Here is a 19,767-nt window from a genome sequence, read left to right as displayed (position 1 = left end):
CGGGCCGGGTGGACCCTCGAGGAGTACGACGACATGGAATCCCGGATCGACCGGAACCTGGCCAGCCGGCTGGACCCGCCGGCCGCCATCGCCCTGGCGGAGTCCGCGGCGCTTCGCGGCGCGCAGTACCGCTACGCCGGCTGGTTCGTCAACGGCCGCTCGACCGCGAACGTCGCGGCCGTCTACGAGGTCGGCACCGGGCCGGCCCGCAAGCTGATCCTCAAACACGACGTGGCGGACAGCGCCCAGCTCGACCGCGCCGAGTACGCCCGTCACAAGGCCGCGTTGGCGGAGGCGCCGGCGTTCGCCGAGCGGCACCTGATCGCCCCGGTCGGCGAGCCGATCCGGGTCGGCGACGGATCCTGGATCACCTTCCAGGACGTCGTGGGCGGCAGCTTCGTGGACTATCGGGTCCTGTCGGCCATCCTGGCCGGCGTGCCGCACGCGCAGGTGGCCGGCGTCGACCCGCGCCTGGTGACCGCCTGCGACCGGGCCAGCTTCGCCGCCGTCTGCACCTCGGTCGTGCACGGGTTGCTCGCCGGCTGGGCCGGGCATCCGGCGCTGCAGGAGGTGCCCGTCGCCGAGGTCCTGCGCCGGCACCTGCTGCACCGCCTCGACCCCGGCCAGCCCCTGCACGACGAAGCGGCCCGGTGGCCCGAGCGCTGGCTGCACCTGCCCGGCGAGCCGCGCCCGCTGCCCAACCCGTTCGGTCTGGCGCGCGACGGAGGGCTCACCGCCGGGCTGCCCCCGGTGCAGCTGGTGGTCGGGCGGGCGCACGGCGACCTGCACCCGGAGAACATCCTGGTCCGCACCGAGGTCGACCCGGGCGACTACCGCCTGATCGACCTCTCCCGGTACGAGTCGGACGCGCCCCTGACTCGAGATCCGGTCCAGCTCGTGCTGACCGTCCTGGACAGGACCATGGACGAGCGCAGCGACCAGCAGCGCGAGCTGCTGCTCGACCTGCTGGTCGGCGGCGCTGCGAACGTACGGGACATGCTGCCGGCCTGGTTGCCCGAGTTCGTCGACCGCGTGCGCGACGTCCAGCTCGACTGGATCCGCCGGTACAACCTGATCGACGAGTGGCGGCAGCAGACGCTGCTGTCGCTGGCCGCGTGCGCGCTGATGTTCCTGGGCCGCCCCACCACCGCGCCGGCGCACCGGGAGTGGTATCTGCGCCTGGCCGCCCGGGCGGCCGCCGCCTACCTCGACGGCGCCGCCGACACCGGCTCGGGCCCCGAGCCTGGCCCCGCCCCGGCGTCCGCGACTGCGGCGACCCGTCTGGCGGCCGGCGCCGGCGCGCCCGGTGACACGGGCCCGGTCTCGCTGCTGTGTGCGAACCTGTCCGCGCTGCGGGAGGCGGCGCGCCGGCGCGGTCTGCTCGACGAGGTGGACACCCTGGTGGCGCGGGCCCGGCTCAACCAGGACATCGCGGCCGACTACGCCGCGCTCGTGTACCGGCTGTCCGCCGGCGACGAGGACGTGCGCCACGGCCTCACCGGATTCGGCGGCGGTACGCCCGTCGTCGGCGAGGTGTTCACCTGCCCGCTCCGGCGACCGTGCGGACGGGAGACGCGCCGGCCGCCGAGCGGTGCGCGGCCGCGGTGCCCGGTTCAGGGCACGGCGATGACCCAGGTGCTGAGGTAGCCCGATGGCGGGCGACGGCGACCACGGCGGGCGGCCGGACCGGTGGCGGCAGGCGCTCGGGCCGCTGGGCGCCCTCTGGGTGGCCGCCGCGGCCGTCGCCGTCGCGCCCGGCCACGACCCGCGACGCCTCGGCCTGCCGCCGGACGTCGCGAGCGGATGGCCGCAGGCACTGCTCGTCGTCGCCGTCGTGCTGGCGTGGACAGCGGTCGGGCTGCTCGTCCCGCTGCTGGCGGCGCCGATCTCCGCGCTGTGGCTCGGGCGGTGGCCCGTCGGCGCCGGCCCGCTCACCGCGTGGCGGCGCGAGCGCTGGAACCGGGCCGACCGGCTGGTCGCCCGCCTCACCGAGGCGGACGCACCGGCCGAGGTGCAGGCGCGCGCGATGACCAGGCGGGCGGCCATCGCGCTGGCCGCGCCGTGCCGGTCCACCTGGATGGGAGACCGCTGGTCCGCCGTCGGGCAGCGGGTCGCCGAAGCGTACGGCCTGGACCTGGTCACCGCCTGGCCGCGGCTGTGGTTGGCCCTGCCGGAGCCGGCCCGGGCGGAGCTGCGGGTCGCGAAGACCGGCTGGGACCGCAGCACCCAGCTGGCGGCGTGGGCGGTGCCGTTCGGCGCCCTCGGTGTGGTGTGGTGGCCGCTGTTCGGCGTCGCGGCCGTCATGGGCGTCGCCGGCTGGCTGAGGGGCCGGGTCGCCGTCACCTACCGGGCCGACCTGATCGAGGCGGCGTTCGACCTGCACGCCGCCGGGCTGCCGGGACTGCTCGTCGGCCTCGATCCCGACGTCGGCCGCCGCCTCATCGCGGACCTGCGCAAAGGCGCCTGATCGCCTGAGGTGCGGGCCGTGTGAACCGTCCGGCGCCGTACGGCCTCCGTGCGGACCCCGTCCGGACCGGATCGCCAGCCTGTCGCCGCCCCCTCGCCGAGGGTTTCCTGCGGGGGTCCGCGGCCCGGCCACACCGGCCGGGCCCGCCCGAGCGGGAGGCAGGCGTGCGCGTTGCCGTCATCGGATCCGGAATCTCCGGCCTGAGCTGTTCCTTCTACCTCGCCGAGCACCCCGGCGTCGAGATCGTGGTGTACGAGCGGGACGACGTGCTCGGCGGTCGCGCCAACACCACCGCGGACGGCGAGCACTGCCCGCGCATCTTTCTCGACGACTACAACACCCTGTTCGACATCCTGCGCCGCATCGCCGGCCCCGACGGGCGCAGCATCCACGCCCACCTCCGGCGGCTGCGGCGGTTCAGCTACACCCACCGCTACGGCTGGGTCGAGGTGTCCCACCTGTACCGCGTGTTCGCCAAGGAGATTCCGCTGGGCCAGCGGCTACGGATGATCCGGCGGCCGCGCTCGCCCCTCGTCGCCGAGCAGCATCCTGGCGCCAACGCCAACCGCTACGGCTCCCTGAGGAACTACTCGCGGCTCGCCCTGCTCCGCATGGCGATGAGCCTGCTGAGGTCGCGGAGCGCCTACACGTTCGACGGGCCGACCCGGACCCACCTGGTGGACCCCTGGGTCCGGCACCTCACCGAACGCGGGGTCGCGTTCCGGCCGAGCTGCGCGGTGACGGCGCTGACGCCGGTGGCGGGCGGGATCGTGGTGCGCTCCGCCGCCGGCACCGAGGTGTTCGACGCCGTCGTCATCGCCGCGTTCGTTCCCGACGTCATCCCGCTGCTGGCCGCCTCGCGCCTGCTGTCCGCCGCTCGGCACCTCAACCACACGCACTGCAAGGCGTTCACCGTCGACCTGGACCCGGCCGAGCCGATCCTCGCCGTGACCGGACCCGCGATCTACTGCCGCGACGGCATCAACATCGTGGTGCAGTCCAGCCACCATCGCTGCATCGTCCTGGTGACCCGGGCGGCGAGCACCGCTGACGACTTCGTCGTGGGCAAGGTGCGCGACTACCTCGGCCTCCAGCACCCGTTCCGGGCGGTCCGGGCCCGCGACAACCAACTGCCCCGCGAGGCGGTCTACGCGGCTAGCTACCTACGGCCGGACACTGTCCTGCCGCGCACCGTGCCCGGCCTCTACCTCGCCGGCTCGTACCTGCACAACAGCTACCCGGTCGACTCCGGCGAGGGCGCGGCCCGGACGGCGCTCGCCGCCTACCGGCAGATCCGCCACGCGTACGGCCTGGCCACGGTCCCGGCCAGCAGGGTCAGGTGAGCCCGATGTCCGACTCTCCGCGCCGCATCGCCGTCGTCGGCGCCGGCGTCGCCGGGCTCACCGCGGCGTACCTGCTGCGGCGGGTGGCCGACGTGACGCTCTACGAGGCCGACGACCGGCTCGGTGGCCACGCCCACACCCACCACGTGAGCACCGCCGACGGCGTTCTGCCCGTCGATTCCGGCTTCATCGTCCACAACGAGCGCACCTACCCGCTCCTCGGCCGCCTCTTCGCCGAGCTGGGCGTGGCCACCCGGCCGGCCGCCATGAGCATGTCGGTGCGGTGCGACGGCTGCGGGCTGGCCTACGCCGGCTCCCGCGGCCCGGCCGGGTTGCTACCGCGGGGCGACCTCGGCTCCCGCGGCCGCTACCTGGCGATGCTCGGCCAGGTGCCGCTGTTCTACCGCCGGGCTCGCCGGCTGCTCACCGAGCCTCCAGCCCCCGGCGCGCCCGAGCCGACCCTCGGCGAGTTCTTGGCAAAGGGCCGTTACTCCCGCCACTTCGTCGACCACTTCGTTGCCCCACTCGTGGCGGCCGTGTGGAGCTGCGGCCCGCACCTCGCGACCGACTACCCGGCCCGGTACCTGTTCGCGTTCCTGGCCAACCACACCATGCTCCAGGTGCGCCGCTCCCCGGGCTGGCGGACTGTGTGCGGCGGGTCGCGCACCTACGTCGAAGCCATCGCCGCGACGCTCGGGGCCGTGCGCACCGGCGCCGCCGTCCGCGCGGTGCACCGCCATGCCGACGGCGTGACCGTCCGGGACGTCAGCGGCGACGCGCGGGACTTCGACGGCATGGTCATCGCGACGCACGCCGACCAGGCGCTGCGCCTGCTGGCCCGGCCGACCCGGCGGGAGCGCGAGCTGCTGGGCGTTTTCGCCTACGCCCGCAACGAGGCGGTGCTGCACACCGACGGCTCGGTGCTGCCGGGCCGCCCGGGCGTGCGCGCCGCCTGGAACTACACCCAGCCAACCTGCCGCCCGGCAACCGGCGGCGTCCGAATCAGCTACAGCATGAACCGGCTTCAGTCGCTGCCGACCGCCACGCCGGTGGTGGTAACCCTCAACGGCGGCGACGGCGTCGCGCCTGAGCGGGTGCTCGCCCGGATGGTGTATGAGCACCCGATCTACACCCGGCAGGCCGTCGAGGCCCAGCGCCGGCTGCCGGAGCTCAACGGCGGCGGCGTCGCCTTCGCCGGCGCGTATCACGGCTGGGGCTTCCACGAGGATGGCTGCCGGTCCGGGGCCGCTGCGGCCGCGCATTGGGGGGCCGTGTGGTGAACGGGGCCTACCTGTACCAGTGTGAGCTGCGGCATCTGCGGCTCACGCCGTCCCGGTACGGCTTCCGGCACCGCACCTACCTGTGGCTGGTCGACCTCGACGACCTGCCGGCCCTGCCGTGGTGGCTGCGGCGGCTCGCCGGCTTCCGCGCCGAGGACCACCTCGGCCCCGCTGGTGCGACGCTGCGCGGGGGCGTCGAGGAGTACCTGGCGGCGCACGGGATCGACCTGCGCGGTGGACGGATCCGGATGCTCTCGCATGCGCGCGTGTTCGGCCACGTCTTCAACCCCCTCACCCTCTACTGGTGCGGCTACCCCGACGGCGCGCCGGCCTGCGTGATCGCCGAGGTCCACAACACCTACGGCGGGCGGCACCGGTACCTGCTACGCCCCGACGGCCGGGGCCGCGCCGAGGTGACCAAGCGCTTCCCCGTCTCGCCGTTCTTCCCCGTCGACGGCGCCTACCGGATCCGGGTGCCGCCGCCCGGCGAGCGCCTCGCCGTCGGAGTCACCCTCCGCCGCAACGGCACCACCGCGTTCGTCGCCGGCCTCACCGGCCGTCGCCGCCCCGGCACCCCCGGCGGGCTGCTGCGCCTAGCCGCCCGTCACCCGCTGGCCACCCTCGCCGTGAGCGCCGGCATCCGGTTCCACGGCATCCGGCTCTACCTACGCGGCCTGCCGATCCACCCGCACGCCGCGATCGCCCCGACCGACGAGGAGAAGCAGTGAGCATGCGACAATCCGTGCCCGCCGTGCGAGACGCCACCGCCACCTGGTGGCGGCCGCCGGACACCATCCCGTCCGCCCCGATCCGGGGCCGCCTGACCCGGTTCGCGGTCGCGCCGATGGCGCGCCGGCTCGGCGTCCGGGTCGCGCTGCCCGACGGGCGGGTGCTCGGCCGCACCGACCCGCAGGCGCCGCTGATGCGCCTGCACCGCCCGGAGGCCCTCTACCGCCGCTTCGGGTCGCTCGGGCCAATCGGGTTCGGCGAGTCCTATCAGGCCGGCGAGTGGGACGCCGACGACCTGGCGGAGTTGCTGAGAACTGTGGCTGGGCACCTGGGGGCGATCGCCCCGCGGCCCGTGCTGTGGCTGACCCGGTTCCAGGCCAACCGCCGCCGTTCGCCCGCGACCCGCAACACGCCCGGGGCGGCGGCCCGCAACGTCCGGCACCACTACGACCTGCCGAACGAGCTGTTCGCGCTGTTCCTCGACGAGACCATGACGTACTCCGCAGCGATCTTCCCGACCGACGCCGCCGGCTGGCCGCAGGCCGACGAGGCGCAGCTCGCCGCTGCGCAGCGCCGCAAGATCGACGGGCTGCTCGACCTGGCCGGCGTGGGGCCGGGCACCCAGATGCTGGAGACCGGCACCGGATGGGGCGCCCTCGCGGTTGCCGCCGCCCGCCGCGGCGCGTATGTGCACACCGTCACGCTGTCGGTCAACCAGTGCCAGGTGGCGCGTCAGCGGGCCGCCGAGGCGGGCGTCGCGGACCGGGTCCGCGTGGAGCTGTGCGACTACCGCGACATCCGCCCCCTCCGCGCCGGCGGCTACGACGCCGTCGTCAGCGCCGAGATGCTCGAGGGCGTGGGCCACGAGTTCTGGCCCGACTACTTCGCCACCCTCGACCGCCTGCTGGCCCCCGGCGGCCGGGCGGCGATCCAGACCATCACCATGCGGCACGACGACATGCTCGCGACCCGGGCGAAGGACACCTGGATCCACCGGTACATCTTCCCCGGCGGCCTCATCCCGTCGATCCCCGCCATCGAGGCGACCTGCCGCCGGCACACCCGGCTGCGGGTCCATCGGGCCGGCTCCTACGGCCCGCACTACGCGGCCACCCTGCGGCTATGGCGGGAACGGTTCGACCGCCACGCCGACGGGGTCGCCGCCCTCGGCCTGGACCGGGCGTTCCAGCGCACCTGGCACCTCTACCTGGCGTACTCCGAGGCCGGCTTCGCCGCCGGTCACCTGGACGTCGAGCACCTCCTGCTGGACCGGGCGCCATGACCGCCACGACGGCGCCACTGCGGCCTGACGCGGGCGTGGCCGGCCGGTTCCTGGAGCTGGCGCGCGCCGCGACCGGGCGCGCGCCCGCCGTGCGCCTGCGCGCCTGGGACGGCAGCGAGGCCGGACCGCACGGCGCGCCGGTAGTCGTGCTGCGCGACCGCGGCCTGCTGCGCCGCCTGCTGTGGCACCCCAACGAGCTCGGCCTGGCCCGAGGCTACGTCGCCGGCGAGATCGATGTCGACGGCGACCTCGGCGAGGCACTGCGGCGGGTCCGCGCCGAGGTGGCCGCCATCCGCCGCGCGCCGTGGCGGGTCCGCGCCGGACTCGCCGTCCGGGCCGCCGCGCTCGGGCTGCGGCTGGGCATGCTCGCCCGCCCGCCGGCCCGCCCGCCGACGGAGGCGACCCTGACCGGCAGCCGGCACAGCCGCCGCCGCGACCGCGCCGCCGTCGCGTTCCACTACGACCTGTCCAACGAGTTCTACCGGCTCATACTGGACCCGTCGATGGCGTACTCCTGTGCCTACTGGCCCGAGGACGCGACCGCCGACCTCGCCGCGGCGCAGCACGCCAAGCTCGACCTGATCTGCGCCAAGCTGTGGCTGCGCCCCGGCGACCGGCTGCTCGACGTCGGCTGCGGGTGGGGCTCGCTCGCCTGCCACGCCGCCCGCCGCCACAGCGCCCGGGTCACCGCGGTCACCGTCTCGCGGCAGCAGCACGCCTTCGTGGCCGCCCGGATCGCCGCCGAGGGCCTCGACGAGCTCGTCGATCTGCGGCTGCAGGACTACCGCGACCCGGTCGGCGGCGGTTACGACGCCGTCGCTGCCGTGGAGATGGGCGAGCACGTCGGCGCCGCCGAGTACCCGGCGTTCGCGGCCCGCCTCCGCGACCTCGTGCGGCCGGGCGGGCGCGTGCTGGTCCAGCAGATGTCCCGCGGCGCCCACCGGCCCGGCGGCGGCGCGTTCATTGAGGCCTACATCGCCCCCGACATGCACATGCGCCCCCTCGGCGCGACCGTGTCGCTACTGGAGGAGGCCGGGCTCGAGGTCCGCGGCGTCGAGGCGATGCGGGAGCACTACGGGCGCACCATCCGCCACTGGCTGGCGCGCCTCGAGGCGCAGTGGCCGGCGGCGGTCGGCCTCGTCGGCTTGGAGCGGGCCCGGATCTGGCGGCTGTACCTTGCCGGCGGGGCCCAGGTATTCGAGGACGGACGCATGGGCGTGGACCAGATCCTCGCCATCCGGCCGGAAGCTGGCGCGCAGTGAGCGAGCTGGAGTTCCCGTCCTGGCCCGAGCATCCGGGCCTAGGCAGCTGGATCCCAACCGAGATGCTCGCGGACGTGGTCGCCCAGCTGCCCGGCCTCCCCGACGCGAATGGCTGGCTGCGGGCGGTCCCGGACCCGCACGAGCCGTTTCCCGCCGTACACCTGCAGGTGGTGTGGCTCGCCGACGGGCACATCCACTTCGCCACGGTCTCGGGCTGCACGGTGGCGGTCGCATCCCCGGACCGGGCGGCGCCACGGCTGGCCGGCTACCGCTACGCGTCCCTCGAGCAGCTGGTCGCGGGCGCCGCCGACTGGACCTCGGACGTCTGGCCGCCCGAGGCGCCGGCGTGAGCGCGCTGTGGGAGCAGGCGCCGACGTTCGCCGGGGTGGCCGTCGGCGCGCTGCTGTCGTTCGCGCTCTCCGCAATCGCGGACCGTGCCCGGTGGCGGCGCGACGTGGCGATCCGCTGGGACCCCGAGCGTATGACGGTCTACGCCGAGTACGCGTTCGCGGTCCGCGAGATGTACCAGATCGTGCTGGCCGTGGCCACGCGGCACGGCTACGGCCAGGGTCCGCCCCGCCCGGTTGCCTCGGACGTGGACACGGCGATGGCGGAGGCGGAGGCGGACCGCGCGGCGCGGTTCGAGGCGGTGCTGCTAGTCGGCAACCCGCGGACCGTCGCTGCCGCCCGCCGCTGGCACCAGGCCGTCTGGCACCTGGAGTGCTTCGCCCGCGGCCGGCTCACCGGCCAAGCCGAGTGGGGCGCGGCGATGCGCGAGTTCGGCGAGGCCAGGGCCGAGTACTACCGGGCCGCCCGGCAGGACCTCGGCATCACGGGCGGCCTACCCCGCACCACCACGCCGACGTGGAAGGCGGCCCTGGCCCAGAGGGCTGCGCAGCCGGTCCGGCCGGCCGTCGCCGGTGATGCCGCGCGAGGAACCGGTTCAGCGTCCGGCGACGGGCCGTGAATCGACAGCGGGCCGCACGGGACGACAGCAATCGTCACAGCCCGCCTCCCCGGCGTACAGTCGAGCGGGTGAGGCGCGGCGTGGAACAGACGTGGCAGTCGGAGACGACGGTGAGCGACGGGGCTGCCGTCGTGACGCTGTTCGGCGAACTCGACATCGCCGCAGCCAGCTCGCTGCGGGACGTCCTGCAGGCCGCGATCGCCCGCGCGCCGCGCGTCCAAGTCGACCTGCCGCGGGTCAGCTTCATCGACTCCACCGTGCTGAACACGTTCGTCAACGCCCACGGTCATGCCACCGACGGTTAGATCCGGCGCGCCGACTCCTCAGCGCGACATCTCGGAGGACGGGGCCGTTGTCGGATCCGCAAACGCTGGGCGTGTCAGAAGAGGTCTTGGCATTCCGGCCGGTCAGAGCACAGCGACGGCCGCCTCGACCTTCTTAGCGACCGACGGCTTCACCTTCCCCGACACCCGCACCAGCACCGTTCCCTCACCCGTTCGATCGTGGTACTCGGTGCCGAGGATCGGCATGCCCTTGAGCGCGTCTTGAATGAACTTGGACCGCCCGTCGGCGTCCGCCGCTGTTGGGAACACCTCGATCACGAGGCCGCGGTCGATGCTGTACTTGTCGCCGTCGCGGTCGCCGCCAGGCATGTCCGCCGATGCTCGGGACAGATAGCCGTTGGGGCGGCCGAGGAGGTCGTTTGGGTCGGTGTCTTCGGTCTGCACTGCGCCGCCGGTTAAGCCCAACTTCGCAGCGGTGAGTCGGTCTAGGACGGTCTCAGCGTCCAGTGGTGCGGCCGGCGTGGACGCGACGGCGGGCGTAGTGCCCGTGGAGACGCCGACGGTAGGACTGCTGCTGGTGTCGCCGCCGCAGCCAGTCACGGTGAGGGTGACGGCGGCGGCCAATGCGACGAGGCTGAGTTGGATACGCATCCGACTGGTAGTGCCGCCTCCCGGTGCATGGCGGAAGGCCGAGGCAGGGTGGCTGATTGTCGTGTGGCGGACATGACCATCAAAGACATGTCGACCGACATGGCAATGGTCTGCAAGCGAACAGCGGCAGAACAAGCCTCGCCAGCGGGAGCAGGCTGACCTTCAGCGGGCGCACATCCTAATGCTGTCTGGCGCTCTGCGCCTCGCGCACAAGGCCGAGGCGCTGCGGCAAACCAAGTACTGGCGCTCGGGCCTGCGGGAGGTGGGTAACCAGCTGCTTCGAGGACACAAGCCTCTGGATCCGATGGTGCTCCACGACTGGCTGGCCAAGGACATGGCCACGGTGGAGGCCGCCTGGTCGGAGATCTGGACCAGCGGCGACCAGGACGGCATCGCCCTGGCCAACGGACTCATGACCGCGTTCAACGGCGTGATGGACGCTGCCATGAAATCCAGCGGCAAGGAGCCGTTCGACGCCGCCGATGGGATGATGGTCGCCAGCCGCCGTCTCGCCGAAGCACGCCGGCAGCTCGCCCTACACGCCCGCCGTGTTGCCAAGCTGGGACCCCGCGACGTGGACCTGTTCACCGACCGCGAATACGGCCCACCGGCGGACTGACATCAGCTCGCCACGCGGCGGATTGTCGATGCCTTCTCGTAGCCTGAGCGCCATGGGTGAGCCACCCCCGCTTTCATGGAGCTTCTTGACGGTCTGATGGCCGGGGAGGAAAGTCGTCCGTGGCAGCACCGAAGAAGTACCCCGAAGAGCTGCGCCAGCGCGCTGTGCGCTTGTATCGCGAGTCGAACCCGAAGCCCGTGATCCGGTGCCTGGCCGAGCAGTTGGGTGTGCATCACGAGGCGCTTCATAACTGGATCCGCCAGGGATCAGGGCGGGCCTGGGGCTGGCTCGTCTCGGAGAATCGCGCTGGCGCGAAAGTTGATCTGTGGCCTGGTCAATCGATACGCTAATCACATGAACACCTATCAGAGCATAGGCGCTTCAAACGCGTGTACGAATCCCCCCTCGGACACAAATGAACATCTTGACGGTGTGCGCTGAGAACCACTTCAGCGCGCACCGTTTGCGTTTCGGGCCGGTAGGTGAGCCGGAGGCGGAGTTGCCGGTAGACCTCGGCCTTTGTCGGCGGGGTCGGCGTCGTGGAGCACGGTGGTGACGTCGCCGAGCGTTTGTACCAGTTCGTTGGATGCGGTCCGGGGCGAAGGCGGAGGCCAGGCTGGACCTGCTGGTGACCGCCGGCAACGGGTTCGGCCCGGTGCTGCGGCCGAACGCACTCCTGGAGGACGCCGCCGGCCGGCCCACCGACATATCAGTCATCGTGCTACGGCTCGCCGCGGTGATGTCCCTGGAACTTGTCGTCGCCCTCCTGCTGGTCACCGCGTGCATCGTTCCGCTGGACCATCGGCGGCAGATGCGCCGCCACCCGGAGTTGATCGCACCCGAGCGCTTGCCTTCCTGCTTGACGCCCTGACCGATCCGCGCGGGAACATGGCCGAGGCAGAGGGTCGGCGGGTGATCGCGGGCCGCCTGAACGCCCTTGCCGACGTACTCGAGCACGGCTTCGCCGCGGCGCTGCGGCTGCCGTCCGCCGACAGCGACGCCGTCCTGCGTGAGCGTCTGCGCCGCCTCGCAGCCGGGATCCGGGCGCATCAGGTCGCCGTCGCCATGCCGGAGGTCGACACCCCGGCCGAACTGCGCCGTCTTCTCCTGGCCTGCCTCGGCGCGATCTGTACCGGCCGGATCGGTCACTGAGCGGGCTCACCGACGCCCCGCCGCCGCGCGGACGGGCACTCGTCCTCGGTCCGGGAGCTGACCTCCATACTGCGCAACGGCGACCCGAAGGAATAGCCGCCGCTCCAGCGCGCCTCCGGCGCTGGCTGCGCCCTCAACGCGTCGCCGTGCCGCTGGCGTTGAGGCCGGGAAGCGCGTGGCTGCAACCCGAGCTGCCAGGTGTGGCGCTGATCATCGCGCCCTGGAACTACCCGCGGAGTGACCGGCGACCGCTCTCCCGATGCGGCTCGTTGTCCGCCACCGGCCTGCCCAGCCGGGTCACCCAGTCGACGAACTCCGCGTCCTGCCTCGGCAGCGGCTCGCCGTCCGCCGGGGTGCCCGCGCCGTCCCCGTCGGCCCGGGACCTGTTGCGCCGGAACAGGCCCAGCCGGCCGCTGGCCCGCCCCACCTCGACGACGGATGCCGCGGCGGCCGGCGCGGAGACCGCGGCCACCGGATCGGTCCCGGTGGGGCCGGTCGGCGCGGCGTCGGTCGTGGGCGGGCGCCCGGCGCGCTGTGCGGTCGAGAGGGCCTCCCAGTTCGCGGCCCGGTGCAGGTCGGGCAGGGGCGGCCGGTGCCGAGGCGGGAGCGCCGGTTCGGGCCTCTCTTTCGTGCCTGCCGAGTGGGTCGCCTCGGCGCCCGGAGCGGGCTCGGTCGAGGGCGGCACCCGCCGCGCCGGAACGACCGGCCAGGTCTCCTGAACCCGCGTCCGATCGGTCTTCGGCGGCTGGTACATCCGGCGGGTCCCCGGGGCGACGAGTGCCCCGCCGGGCGGCATCCCGTCGGGTTCGGTGGTGTCGGCCTCCGCCTCCGCCGTCCCGGAGCCGTCCCCGCCGGGTCCCGCGGGAAGGTGGGCCGCCGTCGCGGGGGCCGGTTCCGATGTCTCCAAGGTGTCGTCGAGGTCGGCCGGTGTGGCGAGGTCGGCGGGTGCGGCGGTAACGGCGGGTGCGGCGGTCCGCGTCGCGGAGTCGGCCGGTACGGCGCTGGCGTCCCGGTCGCCAGCCGGCGCACCGAAGCCCAGCGGTTCGGCTGCGGTCGGGAGCTTCGCTGCGGGCGCGCCGGCGACCGGCCCCGTGCCGGCCAGGTCGACGGGCTCCGGCTCGTCGGTCGTACCTCCAGCGGCCGGCGTCATGGCCTGCGGCACGGCGGGGCCGGCGGACAGCGGACGGAGGGTGTCGGTCGGCTCGACGACCGGCGCTTCGGCGGTGCGCGGCAGGAGCGGCCAGCGGAACAACGCGGCGGCGGCCGAACCGAGCACACCGGCGGAGACGGCGAGCAGCGCGCCGTAGTACGGCGTGATCTGGTACCGGTCCACGGCGTCGCCGGGACCGGCGGTCAGGTAGGCGAACGCGACCAGCACCGTGCCGGCCGTGCCGGTCACGCCGTTGACCAGTGGCGGATGCCCGCGCCAGCGGGCCAGCCCGCCGGTCGCCGCGCCGATGAGCAGGGCCACCGCCGGCAGAATCAGGATCGCCTGCCGGTGTGCCGCGTCGGCGTCGAGCCCGGCCGGCTCCAGCACACCGAGCCGCACGGCGGGCAACGGTCCGCCGGTTGCGAGCGACGGGACGACCGAGACGAGCGCCAACAGCCAGACCACGCCGCCCACCGCCGCCATGTTCCAGCCCAGCGGCGGCTTCACCAGTACGGCGATCGCGGCACCCGCGCCGACCAGCGCGCCGAGGGTCGCGCAGATGCCGACGGCCCAGATCGGGTCCACAGAGAAGCGTTCGGCGGCCTGGGCCGGCCGGACCCATAGCGGTGCCACGACGATGGCGCCCAGCGCGGCGGCGGCGGCGACGGCCAGCAATCTGCCCGTGCTCCCCAGCACCCCGTACCGGCGGGCCAGGCGTGCGGTGATGACGGTGCCGGCTACGGCGGCGTGTGCCGCGAACCAGCCCACCCAGACGAGCTGGGCAGGCCACTGGTTGACGGTGGCGCGGGTGGAGGCGCCGGTGAGCTGGACGATGCCGAAGCCGAACGCGATGCCGAGCTGACCGGCACCGGCGAGCACGCCCATCCCGAGCGCTGTGAGCAACAGGTTACGCCAGGTGCGATAGACCATGTCCGGCACGTTACGCACGTTGTGCACCATTTTTCGCCGGAATGCCGGATTCAATGTCTGACCGCCGTGCCAGCGGTTACTTCAGTTCGACCAGGCGCGCGAGGTACGCGGTGCCGCCCACATTGGTGGGCATGTGGACGGTGCCCGGGCCACGGTGGACGACGTCGCCGGTCGGCTCGTCGGCGTCGATGCGGTGCCGTCCACGGTCTGCACCACGTTCTTCGCGCCCCGGATCGCCACCACCAGGTACGGGTGGTCGTGCCGGTGCAGCGGCTGCCGCTCACCCGGCTCCAGCCGGCCGGTACAGCGCCGACAAACTGGCTGGGCAACAAGGGGTTCGCCGAAAATGCGTAGCCCGCGCGGGGAATTCGTTCGTGTCATCATCGTGCACGAACGATTCCCGAGGGCGTAGCTCGGCGCCGGTGGTTACCTGGGTGCCGACTGAAGTTCTTCCCGGACGGCGATCATGGGTTCATGGTCGCGATCGCCGCGTGTGGTGTTGTTCGGTCGCGTCGGCGTTCGGCCTGGGTTTCGGCGATCCAGCCGGCGACCACGGCCGGGTCGGCTGCCGAGGCGGGCGGCGTAGGTGGCCGAGCTGCCGGCGGTCCAGGTGACGCCCTCGGCCCAGGCCGGCGCGGAGCAGGTCACCAGGGCGGTGCCCGGCGGCGAACTCGGTGGCGGCGAGCAGCGCGACGCCGCCGAGCGCGGCGGTCAACCCAACGTCTGAGTCGCATAACATAGCATTTCATCAATGCTCTGCCCCGAGCAGTTAACTTTGTTAAATGTAAACGCGCAGTAGTCTGTCAGCACTTGGTTCACCGCGTGAAGCAGGCCGCCGGGGGCGGCCGGGAGAGGATGGCGGCGGACGTGGACGCCAAACGCACCACCGTGCGCGACATGCGTCGTGCCAACCGGTCGGTCCTGCTCACCCGGATCTGGCTGGACGGCCCGCTGAGCCGGCACGAGCTGGGGCAGTCCACCGCGCTGAGCCTGGCCAGCGTGAGCAACCTGGTCGGCGAGATGATCGCCGAGGGCCTGGTCGAGGAGGCCGGCCTGGTCGAGTCCGACGGCGGCCGCCCGCGGGTGCTGCTGCGGGTCGCTCCCGGCTACGGCTACCTGGTCGGCGCCGACGTCGGCGAGACCCGGGTGCAGGTCGAACTCTTCGACCTGGCGATGACCGCGCTCGCCAAGGCGGAGTACCCGATCGCCGCCGCCGAGCCCGACCCCCGGCAGGTCACCGACCACCTGCTGCACGGTCTCACCGCGGTGATCGAGCAGGCCGGCATCGACCCGGCGGCGGTGCTCGGCTTCGGCGTCGCCGTCTCCGGCACCGTCGAGCGCGCCGCCGACGCCGTGGTGCACGCGCAGACCCTCGGCTGGGACGGCGTGCCACTCGGCGCCATGCTGCGCGCCGGCACCGACATCCCGGTGCACATCGACAACGGCGCGAAGACCCTCGGCCAGGCCGAGATGTGGTTCGGCGCCGGCCGCGGCGTCCCGCACGCGGTCGTTGCCCTGGTCGGCTCCGGCGTCGGGGCCTGCGTGGTGGCCGACGGCGTGGGCTACCGCGGCGCGCACAGCAGCGCCGGCGAGTGGGGGCACACCACCATCGTGTACGGGGGCCGCCGCTGCCGCTGCGGCAACCTCGGCTGCCTCGAGGCGTACGTCGGGGCGGAAGGGGTGCTCGAGCGGTTCCGCCAGGCCAACCGTGGTCGCCCGGCGACCGGCGGCGACGAGGAGACCGCCTTCGGCGAGCTGCTGCGCGCCACCAGCCGCACCGCCGCCAAGGTGCTCGACGAGACGGTCGGCTACCTCGGCGCCGGGGTGGCGAACCTGGTGAACCTGTTCAACCCCGACCGGGTGGTGCTGGGCGGTTGGGCCGGCCTCGCCCTGGGCGAGCGCTACCTGCCGCAGATCCGCGAGGCCACCGCGCGGCACGCGCTGCGCCAGCCGTACGCCCAGACCTCGATCGAGCTGTGCCGGCTCGGACCGGACGCGGTCGCGATGGGCGCGGCCACCCTGCCGATGGCCCTGCTGCTGCGCCACGGCGGCGTGCCGCGCGAACCCGTCGCCCGGGTGGTCCCGGCGCAGGCGGCGCGGCGGCCCCGGACGCGGACCCGCTGAGCCACCGGGCCGGCGGCGGGAGCGCCGCCGGCCCGGCCCCGGCTCAGGACGGGAGGTTCCACTTCTGGTTGGCCCCGCCGGTGCAGCTCCAGATCTGCGTCTTGGTGCCGTCGGCGGAGGTGTTGCCGGTGACGTCCAGGCACTTGTTCGCCTGCGGGTTCACCAGGTCCCGCCCGGCCGTCCAGGTCCACCGCTGGGCGGCGCTGCCGTTGCAGGTCCACAACTGCACCTTCGTGCCGTCGGCGGTGCCGCCCCCGGCCACGTCGAGGCACTTGCCCAGCGAGCGGAGGGTGCCGTCGGCGGCCCGGGTCCACTGCTGGTTCGCGCCGCCGGTGCAGCTCCAGATCTGCGCCGGCGTGCCGTCGGCGCTGGTGTTGTCGGTGACGTCGAGGCACTTGCCGCCGATGCCGGTGATCGGGCCGGTCGGCGTGCCGCCCCCGCCCGACTGGCTGCCGGACCAGGTGAACGTGGCGGTGGTGCGGGCCGGCAGGGTGTAGGTGAACGACTGCCCGCCCCAGACCACCTTCACCGACTGGGCGGAGCTGCCGCCGTTGTGCGCCAGCAGCGCCTTGGTCCCGTCCGGGTTGCGGTACGCGACGTTCTGCACGGTGCCGTTGGCGGTGGAGTCGATCCGCACCGCCCCCGGCCGGACGAACTTGGTCAGGTGCCCGGTGGTGTAGTACTCGATCGTGTAGTCGACCTGGCCGGCGCGGGCGCCGCCCTCCTGCACGGTGATGAGGCCGGTGCAGGTGCCGCAGCCGCCGTTGTGCGGGCCCATGAACTGGTTGACCGCGAGGCTCCACTTCACCACGCTCCGGCTCCAGTTCCGGGCGTAGTTCACGATGTCGGCCATGTCCTCGTTGTGCTGGTTGGCGATCCAGGTGCCGCCGGAGTGCTCGGTGCTGAACTGCGGCACCGCCGGGTACTGGCCGTGCACCTGGCTGCCGACCGCCGGGTCACCCCAGTAGCCGTGCCAGGCGATGCCGCCGAAGAGCGGGTCGGTGCGGACCGCGCCGTCGGCGAGCAACCCGGAGCCGATGGTGCCGTAGTCGCCGTAGTTCCAGTCGTGCACGAGCACCTTGGTGGTGATGCCGGCGGCGCGGAACGCCGGGTAGACGAAGTTCTTGGTCAGCTCGACCAGGCCGGAGGAGTTCCAGCTCATCCCCGGGTAGTCCATCGCGGTGGGGTTGCCGGCCTGGCAGCAGTTCGGCTCGTTCTGCACCGAGAGGTAGTCGACCTTCACGCCCCGGGCCGCGTACGCCTGGATGGTCTTGACGAAGTACTGGGCGTAGGTGGCGTAGTACTCCCACTTGAGCCAGCCCATCTGGTCCATCCGGCCGTTGTCCTTCATCCAGCCGGGCGCGCTCCACGGCACCACCATCACCCGCAGCGCCGGGTTGAGCTGCCGGGCCTGGGCGGTGAGCAGCTCGACGTCCGTGTCGTAGCCGTTGGCCCCGAAGTCGTTCAGGTCGCAGCAGGTGTCGTCGAGGGAGACGTTGCCGGGCCGGGACAGGTCGGAGGCGCCGATCGGGTTGCGCACGTAGGACAGGCCGATGCCGTCGGCGGGGCTGAACAGCTTGCGCATCACCTCGTCCCGGGTGGCCGCGCTCACCGGCCCGCCGCGTAGCAGGTACGCGGTGGTGTCGGTGATGGACGCCCCGGCGCCCTCGAACGGCTGGTACCGGGTGTTCTCGTCGACGGTGACGGTGTGCGCGGCGGCGGGGCTGCTGGCGGCGAAACTCAGCGGGCTCTGCTGCTGCAGGCCCCGGGTGACGGTCCGCCCGCCGGAGTCGGAGGTGGTGGTCAGCCAGACGTTGACGGTCTCGCCGGCGGCCTGCGCGGCCGGCGGCGGGGTGAGGGCGAGGGTGCCGGTCGCGAGGCAGAGCGCCAGGACGGCGCGGCCGGCGAGCCGGGGAACGGTGGTGGGGGACACGGATGCTCCTTCCGGATAAATCGACATCCGTGAATTAGAAAACCCCTCGCAACTGCTTATGTCAAGACATGAAAAATGTGGCCGGCAAGGCGCCCGGGCGCGGCGGGGCAGCCGCCCGGGAGGATCCCGCGCGGCCGCCCCGAGCGGCCGGTCAGCGCTCCCCGCGCACCCGCCGGATGGTGTCGCGGTACCAGTGCGCGCTGCGCTTCGGCGTACGCCGCTGGGTGTCGTAGTCCACCCGGACGATGCCGAACCGCTTGTCGTAGCCGTACGCCCACTCGAAGTTGTCCAGCAGCGACCAGGCGAAGTAGCCACGAACGTCCGCGCCGGCCTGCCGGGCCCGGGCCACCGCCCGCAGGTGCTCGGTCAGGTACGCCACCCGGTCGTCATCGGCCACGAACCCGTCGGCGTCCGGCTTGTCGTCGAAGGCCGCCCCGTTCTCGGTGATCACCAGCGGCACGCCCGGGTAGTCCCGGTGCAGCCGGACCAGCAGCTCGGTGAACGAGTCCGGCACGATCTCCCAGTCCATCGCGGTACGCGGCAGGTCCCGGCGGACGACCCGGCGCACCGGCCGGCCGTCGTCCTCCCGCTCCCGGCCCTGCTCGTCCACTCCCGAGTGCGCCTGCCCGAAGTAGTAGTTCACCCCGAGCACGTCGATCGGGGACGAGATGACCGCCAGGTCGCCGTCCTCGACCGGGATGCGCACCCCCTCGGCGGCCAGGTCTGCCACCACGTCCTCCGGGTAGCGGCCGTGGAAGAGCGGGTCCAGGTAGATCCGGTTGCCCAGGCCGTCCGCCGCCCGAGCGGCGTCCCGGTCGGCGGGGCTGTCGGTGGCCGGGTCGGCGGTGGCCATGTTGAGGGTGATGCCCAGCTCGATCGGGCTGCCCGCCGCCGCGCGCAGCCGCTGCGTCGCCAACCCGTGCCCGAGCAGCAGGTGGTGCGCGGCCGCGATCCCGGCGCCGAGGTCTCGCCGGCCCGGGGCGTGCAGGCCGTACGCGTACCCGAGCATCGCCGAGCACCATGGCTCGTTCAGCGTGGTCCAGGTCTTCACCCGGTCGCCGAGGGCGGCGAGGACCAGCTCCGCGTAGTCGGCGAAGCGGTGGGCGGTGTCCCGGTTCGGCCAGCCGCCCGCGTCCTCCAGCTCCTGCGGCAGGTCCCAGTGGTAGAGCGTCACCCACGGGTCGATCCCGCGGCCGAGCAGCTCGTCCACCAGGCGGTCGTAGAAGGCCAGCCCGGCCCGGTTCGCCGGCCCGCGCCCGCCCGGCTGCACCCGCGGCCAGGCCACCGAGAACCGGTAGGTGTCCAGGCCCAGGTCCGCGATGAGCGCGACGTCCTGCGGCATCCGGTGGTAGTGGTCGCAGGCCACGTCGCCGTGGTCACCGTTGGCCACCGCGCCCGGCACCCGGCAGAAGGTGTCCCAGATCGACGGCGTCCGGCCGTCCTCGGCCACCGCGCCCTCGATCTGGTACGACGAGGTCGCCACCCCCCACCGGAAGGCCGGCGGGAGGGTGTCGATCGGGTCGGCCTGCCCCGTGGAGGTCGTCGGGCGGGTGAGGTCGGTGTCCATGGTTCTCCTCGCGCTAGCGGGTCGTTC

General features: G+C 73.4%; 20 protein-coding genes and 1 pseudogene. 16 read left to right on the top strand and 5 right to left on the bottom strand.

Going from position 1 to position 19,767, the window contains the following annotated elements; translation table 11 throughout:
• Nucleotides 1-33: 33 nt before the first annotated feature.
• The 10 genes from V6U89_RS26265 (at nucleotide 34) to V6U89_RS26220 (ending at nucleotide 9,635) form a co-directional block, all read left to right on the top strand.
• A complete protein-coding gene (locus V6U89_RS26265) occupies nucleotides 34-1,647 on the top strand; it encodes a hypothetical protein (protein ID WP_334574633.1) in 1,614 nt (537 codons plus the stop codon).
• 4 nt (nucleotides 1,648-1,651) lie between these two features.
• Nucleotides 1,652-2,467 (top strand): hypothetical protein, encoded by an 816-nt coding sequence (locus V6U89_RS26260; protein ID WP_334574631.1) that lies wholly within the window; start codon nucleotides 1,652-1,654, stop codon nucleotides 2,465-2,467.
• A 164-nt stretch (nucleotides 2,468-2,631) separates the two neighbouring features.
• Nucleotides 2,632-3,810, top strand: coding sequence for an FAD-dependent oxidoreductase (locus V6U89_RS26255; RefSeq protein WP_334574629.1), 1,179 nt, complete (start codon nucleotides 2,632-2,634; stop codon nucleotides 3,808-3,810).
• A 5-nt stretch (nucleotides 3,811-3,815) separates the two neighbouring features.
• The gene (locus V6U89_RS26250) at nucleotides 3,816-5,090 is read left to right on the top strand and encodes an NAD(P)/FAD-dependent oxidoreductase (protein ID WP_334574627.1); all 1,275 of its coding nucleotides are present in this window, start codon (nucleotides 3,816-3,818) and stop codon (nucleotides 5,088-5,090) included.
• Entirely contained in the window at nucleotides 5,087-5,818 is a 732-nt protein-coding gene (locus V6U89_RS26245) for a DUF1365 domain-containing protein (RefSeq protein WP_334574625.1), read from the top strand. Before V6U89_RS26250 ends, V6U89_RS26245 begins: the two co-directional genes overlap by 4 nt.
• Nucleotides 5,819-5,820: 2 nt before the next feature.
• Nucleotides 5,821-7,101 carry a class I SAM-dependent methyltransferase gene (locus tag V6U89_RS26240; protein WP_334574660.1) on the top strand — a complete coding sequence of 427 codons (1,281 nt, stop codon included), beginning with the start codon at nucleotides 5,821-5,823 and terminating at the stop codon, nucleotides 7,099-7,101.
• On the top strand, nucleotides 7,098-8,363 hold the full coding sequence (locus tag V6U89_RS26235; protein ID WP_334574623.1) for a cyclopropane-fatty-acyl-phospholipid synthase family protein: 1,266 nt from the start codon (nucleotides 7,098-7,100) through the stop codon (nucleotides 8,361-8,363). Before V6U89_RS26240 ends, V6U89_RS26235 begins: the two co-directional genes overlap by 4 nt.
• Nucleotides 8,360-8,713 (top strand): hypothetical protein, encoded by a 354-nt coding sequence (locus V6U89_RS26230; protein WP_334574621.1) that lies wholly within the window; start codon nucleotides 8,360-8,362, stop codon nucleotides 8,711-8,713. The genes V6U89_RS26235 and V6U89_RS26230 overlap by 4 nt, the downstream gene beginning before the upstream one ends.
• Nucleotides 8,710-9,330 (top strand): hypothetical protein, encoded by a 621-nt coding sequence (locus tag V6U89_RS26225; protein WP_334574619.1) that lies wholly within the window; start codon nucleotides 8,710-8,712, stop codon nucleotides 9,328-9,330. The genes V6U89_RS26230 and V6U89_RS26225 overlap by 4 nt, the downstream gene beginning before the upstream one ends.
• Before the next feature lie 68 nt (nucleotides 9,331-9,398).
• Complete coding sequence (locus V6U89_RS26220; RefSeq protein ID WP_334574617.1) at nucleotides 9,399-9,635, top strand: STAS domain-containing protein; 237 nt, start codon at nucleotides 9,399-9,401, stop codon at nucleotides 9,633-9,635.
• Nucleotides 9,636-9,737: 102 nt separating this feature from the next.
• Here V6U89_RS26220 and V6U89_RS26215 read toward each other — a convergent pair whose 3' ends face one another.
• Complete coding sequence (locus tag V6U89_RS26215) at nucleotides 9,738-10,265, bottom strand: hypothetical protein (RefSeq protein WP_334574615.1); 528 nt, start codon at nucleotides 10,263-10,265, stop codon at nucleotides 9,738-9,740.
• 181 nt (nucleotides 10,266-10,446) lie between these two features.
• On the opposite strand from V6U89_RS26215, the gene V6U89_RS26210 reads away from it, so the two are divergent.
• The 4 genes from V6U89_RS26210 to V6U89_RS26195 all read left to right on the top strand — a co-directional run bounded on the left by V6U89_RS26210 (nucleotide 10,447) and on the right by V6U89_RS26195 (nucleotide 12,036).
• A complete protein-coding gene (locus tag V6U89_RS26210; protein ID WP_334574613.1) occupies nucleotides 10,447-10,884 on the top strand; it encodes a hypothetical protein in 438 nt (145 codons plus the stop codon).
• A 119-nt stretch (nucleotides 10,885-11,003) separates the two neighbouring features.
• Nucleotides 11,004-11,234 carry a transposase gene (locus V6U89_RS26205; protein ID WP_334574611.1) on the top strand — a complete coding sequence of 77 codons (231 nt, stop codon included), beginning with the start codon at nucleotides 11,004-11,006 and terminating at the stop codon, nucleotides 11,232-11,234.
• A gap of 236 nt (nucleotides 11,235-11,470) precedes the next feature.
• Nucleotides 11,471-11,755 (top strand): hypothetical protein, encoded by a 285-nt coding sequence (locus tag V6U89_RS26200; protein WP_334574609.1) that lies wholly within the window; start codon nucleotides 11,471-11,473, stop codon nucleotides 11,753-11,755.
• A 41-nt stretch (nucleotides 11,756-11,796) separates the two neighbouring features.
• On the top strand, nucleotides 11,797-12,036 hold the full coding sequence (locus V6U89_RS26195; RefSeq protein ID WP_334574607.1) for a hypothetical protein: 240 nt from the start codon (nucleotides 11,797-11,799) through the stop codon (nucleotides 12,034-12,036).
• 226 nt (nucleotides 12,037-12,262) lie between these two features.
• Here the strand turns inward: V6U89_RS26195 and V6U89_RS26190 are convergent, their stop codons facing one another.
• Nucleotides 12,263-14,134 carry a hypothetical protein gene (locus tag V6U89_RS26190; protein WP_334574604.1) on the bottom strand — a complete coding sequence of 624 codons (1,872 nt, stop codon included), beginning with the start codon at nucleotides 14,132-14,134 and terminating at the stop codon, nucleotides 12,263-12,265.
• Between the two features lie 58 nt (nucleotides 14,135-14,192).
• Nucleotides 14,193-14,413, bottom strand: a pseudogene (locus tag V6U89_RS26185) (cupin); the annotation flags it as partial.
• A 289-nt stretch (nucleotides 14,414-14,702) separates the two neighbouring features.
• Between V6U89_RS26185 and V6U89_RS26180 the strand changes: the two are divergent.
• Both V6U89_RS26180 and V6U89_RS26175 read left to right on the top strand, forming a co-directional pair.
• Nucleotides 14,703-14,843 carry a hypothetical protein gene (locus V6U89_RS26180; RefSeq protein WP_334574603.1) on the top strand — a complete coding sequence of 47 codons (141 nt, stop codon included), beginning with the start codon at nucleotides 14,703-14,705 and terminating at the stop codon, nucleotides 14,841-14,843.
• Between the two features lie 83 nt (nucleotides 14,844-14,926).
• Nucleotides 14,927-16,240 (top strand): ROK family transcriptional regulator, encoded by a 1,314-nt coding sequence (locus V6U89_RS26175; RefSeq protein ID WP_334574602.1) that lies wholly within the window; start codon nucleotides 14,927-14,929, stop codon nucleotides 16,238-16,240.
• Nucleotides 16,241-16,283: 43 nt separating this feature from the next.
• Here V6U89_RS26175 and V6U89_RS26170 read toward each other — a convergent pair whose 3' ends face one another.
• Together V6U89_RS26170 and V6U89_RS26165 are read right to left on the bottom strand one after the other, a co-directional pair.
• The gene (locus V6U89_RS26170; protein WP_334574600.1) at nucleotides 16,284-18,173 is read right to left on the bottom strand and encodes a ricin-type beta-trefoil lectin domain protein; all 1,890 of its coding nucleotides are present in this window, start codon (nucleotides 18,171-18,173) and stop codon (nucleotides 16,284-16,286) included.
• Nucleotides 18,174-18,324: 151 nt separating this feature from the next.
• Nucleotides 18,325-19,740 (bottom strand): GH1 family beta-glucosidase, encoded by a 1,416-nt coding sequence (locus V6U89_RS26165; protein ID WP_334574598.1) that lies wholly within the window; start codon nucleotides 19,738-19,740, stop codon nucleotides 18,325-18,327.
• Between the last annotated feature and the right edge of the window lie 27 nt (nucleotides 19,741-19,767).

Origin of the sequence: Micromonospora sp. CPCC 206171, from assembly GCF_036906755.1 — a bacterium.
GTDB lineage: Bacteria > Actinomycetota > Actinomycetes > Mycobacteriales > Micromonosporaceae > Micromonospora > Micromonospora purpureochromogenes.
The sequence above is the reverse complement of the archived record's forward strand: the minus strand, read 5'-3'. Positions and strand labels throughout refer to the sequence as shown.

Coding starts and splice junctions, on each gene's coding strand:
- V6U89_RS26265 (WP_334574633.1), top strand. CDS start 34: ATGGAATCCCGGATCGACCGGAACCTGGCCAGCCGGCTGGACCCGCCG.
- V6U89_RS26260 (WP_334574631.1), top strand. CDS start 1,652: ATGGCGGGCGACGGCGACCACGGCGGGCGGCCGGACCGGTGGCGGCAG.
- V6U89_RS26250 (WP_334574627.1), top strand. CDS start 3,816: ATGTCCGACTCTCCGCGCCGCATCGCCGTCGTCGGCGCCGGCGTCGCC.
- V6U89_RS26240 (WP_334574660.1), top strand. CDS start 5,821: ATGCGACAATCCGTGCCCGCCGTGCGAGACGCCACCGCCACCTGGTGG.
- V6U89_RS26235 (WP_334574623.1), top strand. CDS start 7,098: ATGACCGCCACGACGGCGCCACTGCGGCCTGACGCGGGCGTGGCCGGC.
- V6U89_RS26215 (WP_334574615.1), bottom strand. CDS start 10,265: ATGCGTATCCAACTCAGCCTCGTCGCATTGGCCGCCGCCGTCACCCTC.
- V6U89_RS26210 (WP_334574613.1), top strand. CDS start 10,447: ATGCTGTCTGGCGCTCTGCGCCTCGCGCACAAGGCCGAGGCGCTGCGG.
- V6U89_RS26200 (WP_334574609.1), top strand. CDS start 11,471: ATGCGGTCCGGGGCGAAGGCGGAGGCCAGGCTGGACCTGCTGGTGACC.
- V6U89_RS26165 (WP_334574598.1), bottom strand. CDS start 19,740: ATGGACACCGACCTCACCCGCCCGACGACCTCCACGGGGCAGGCCGAC.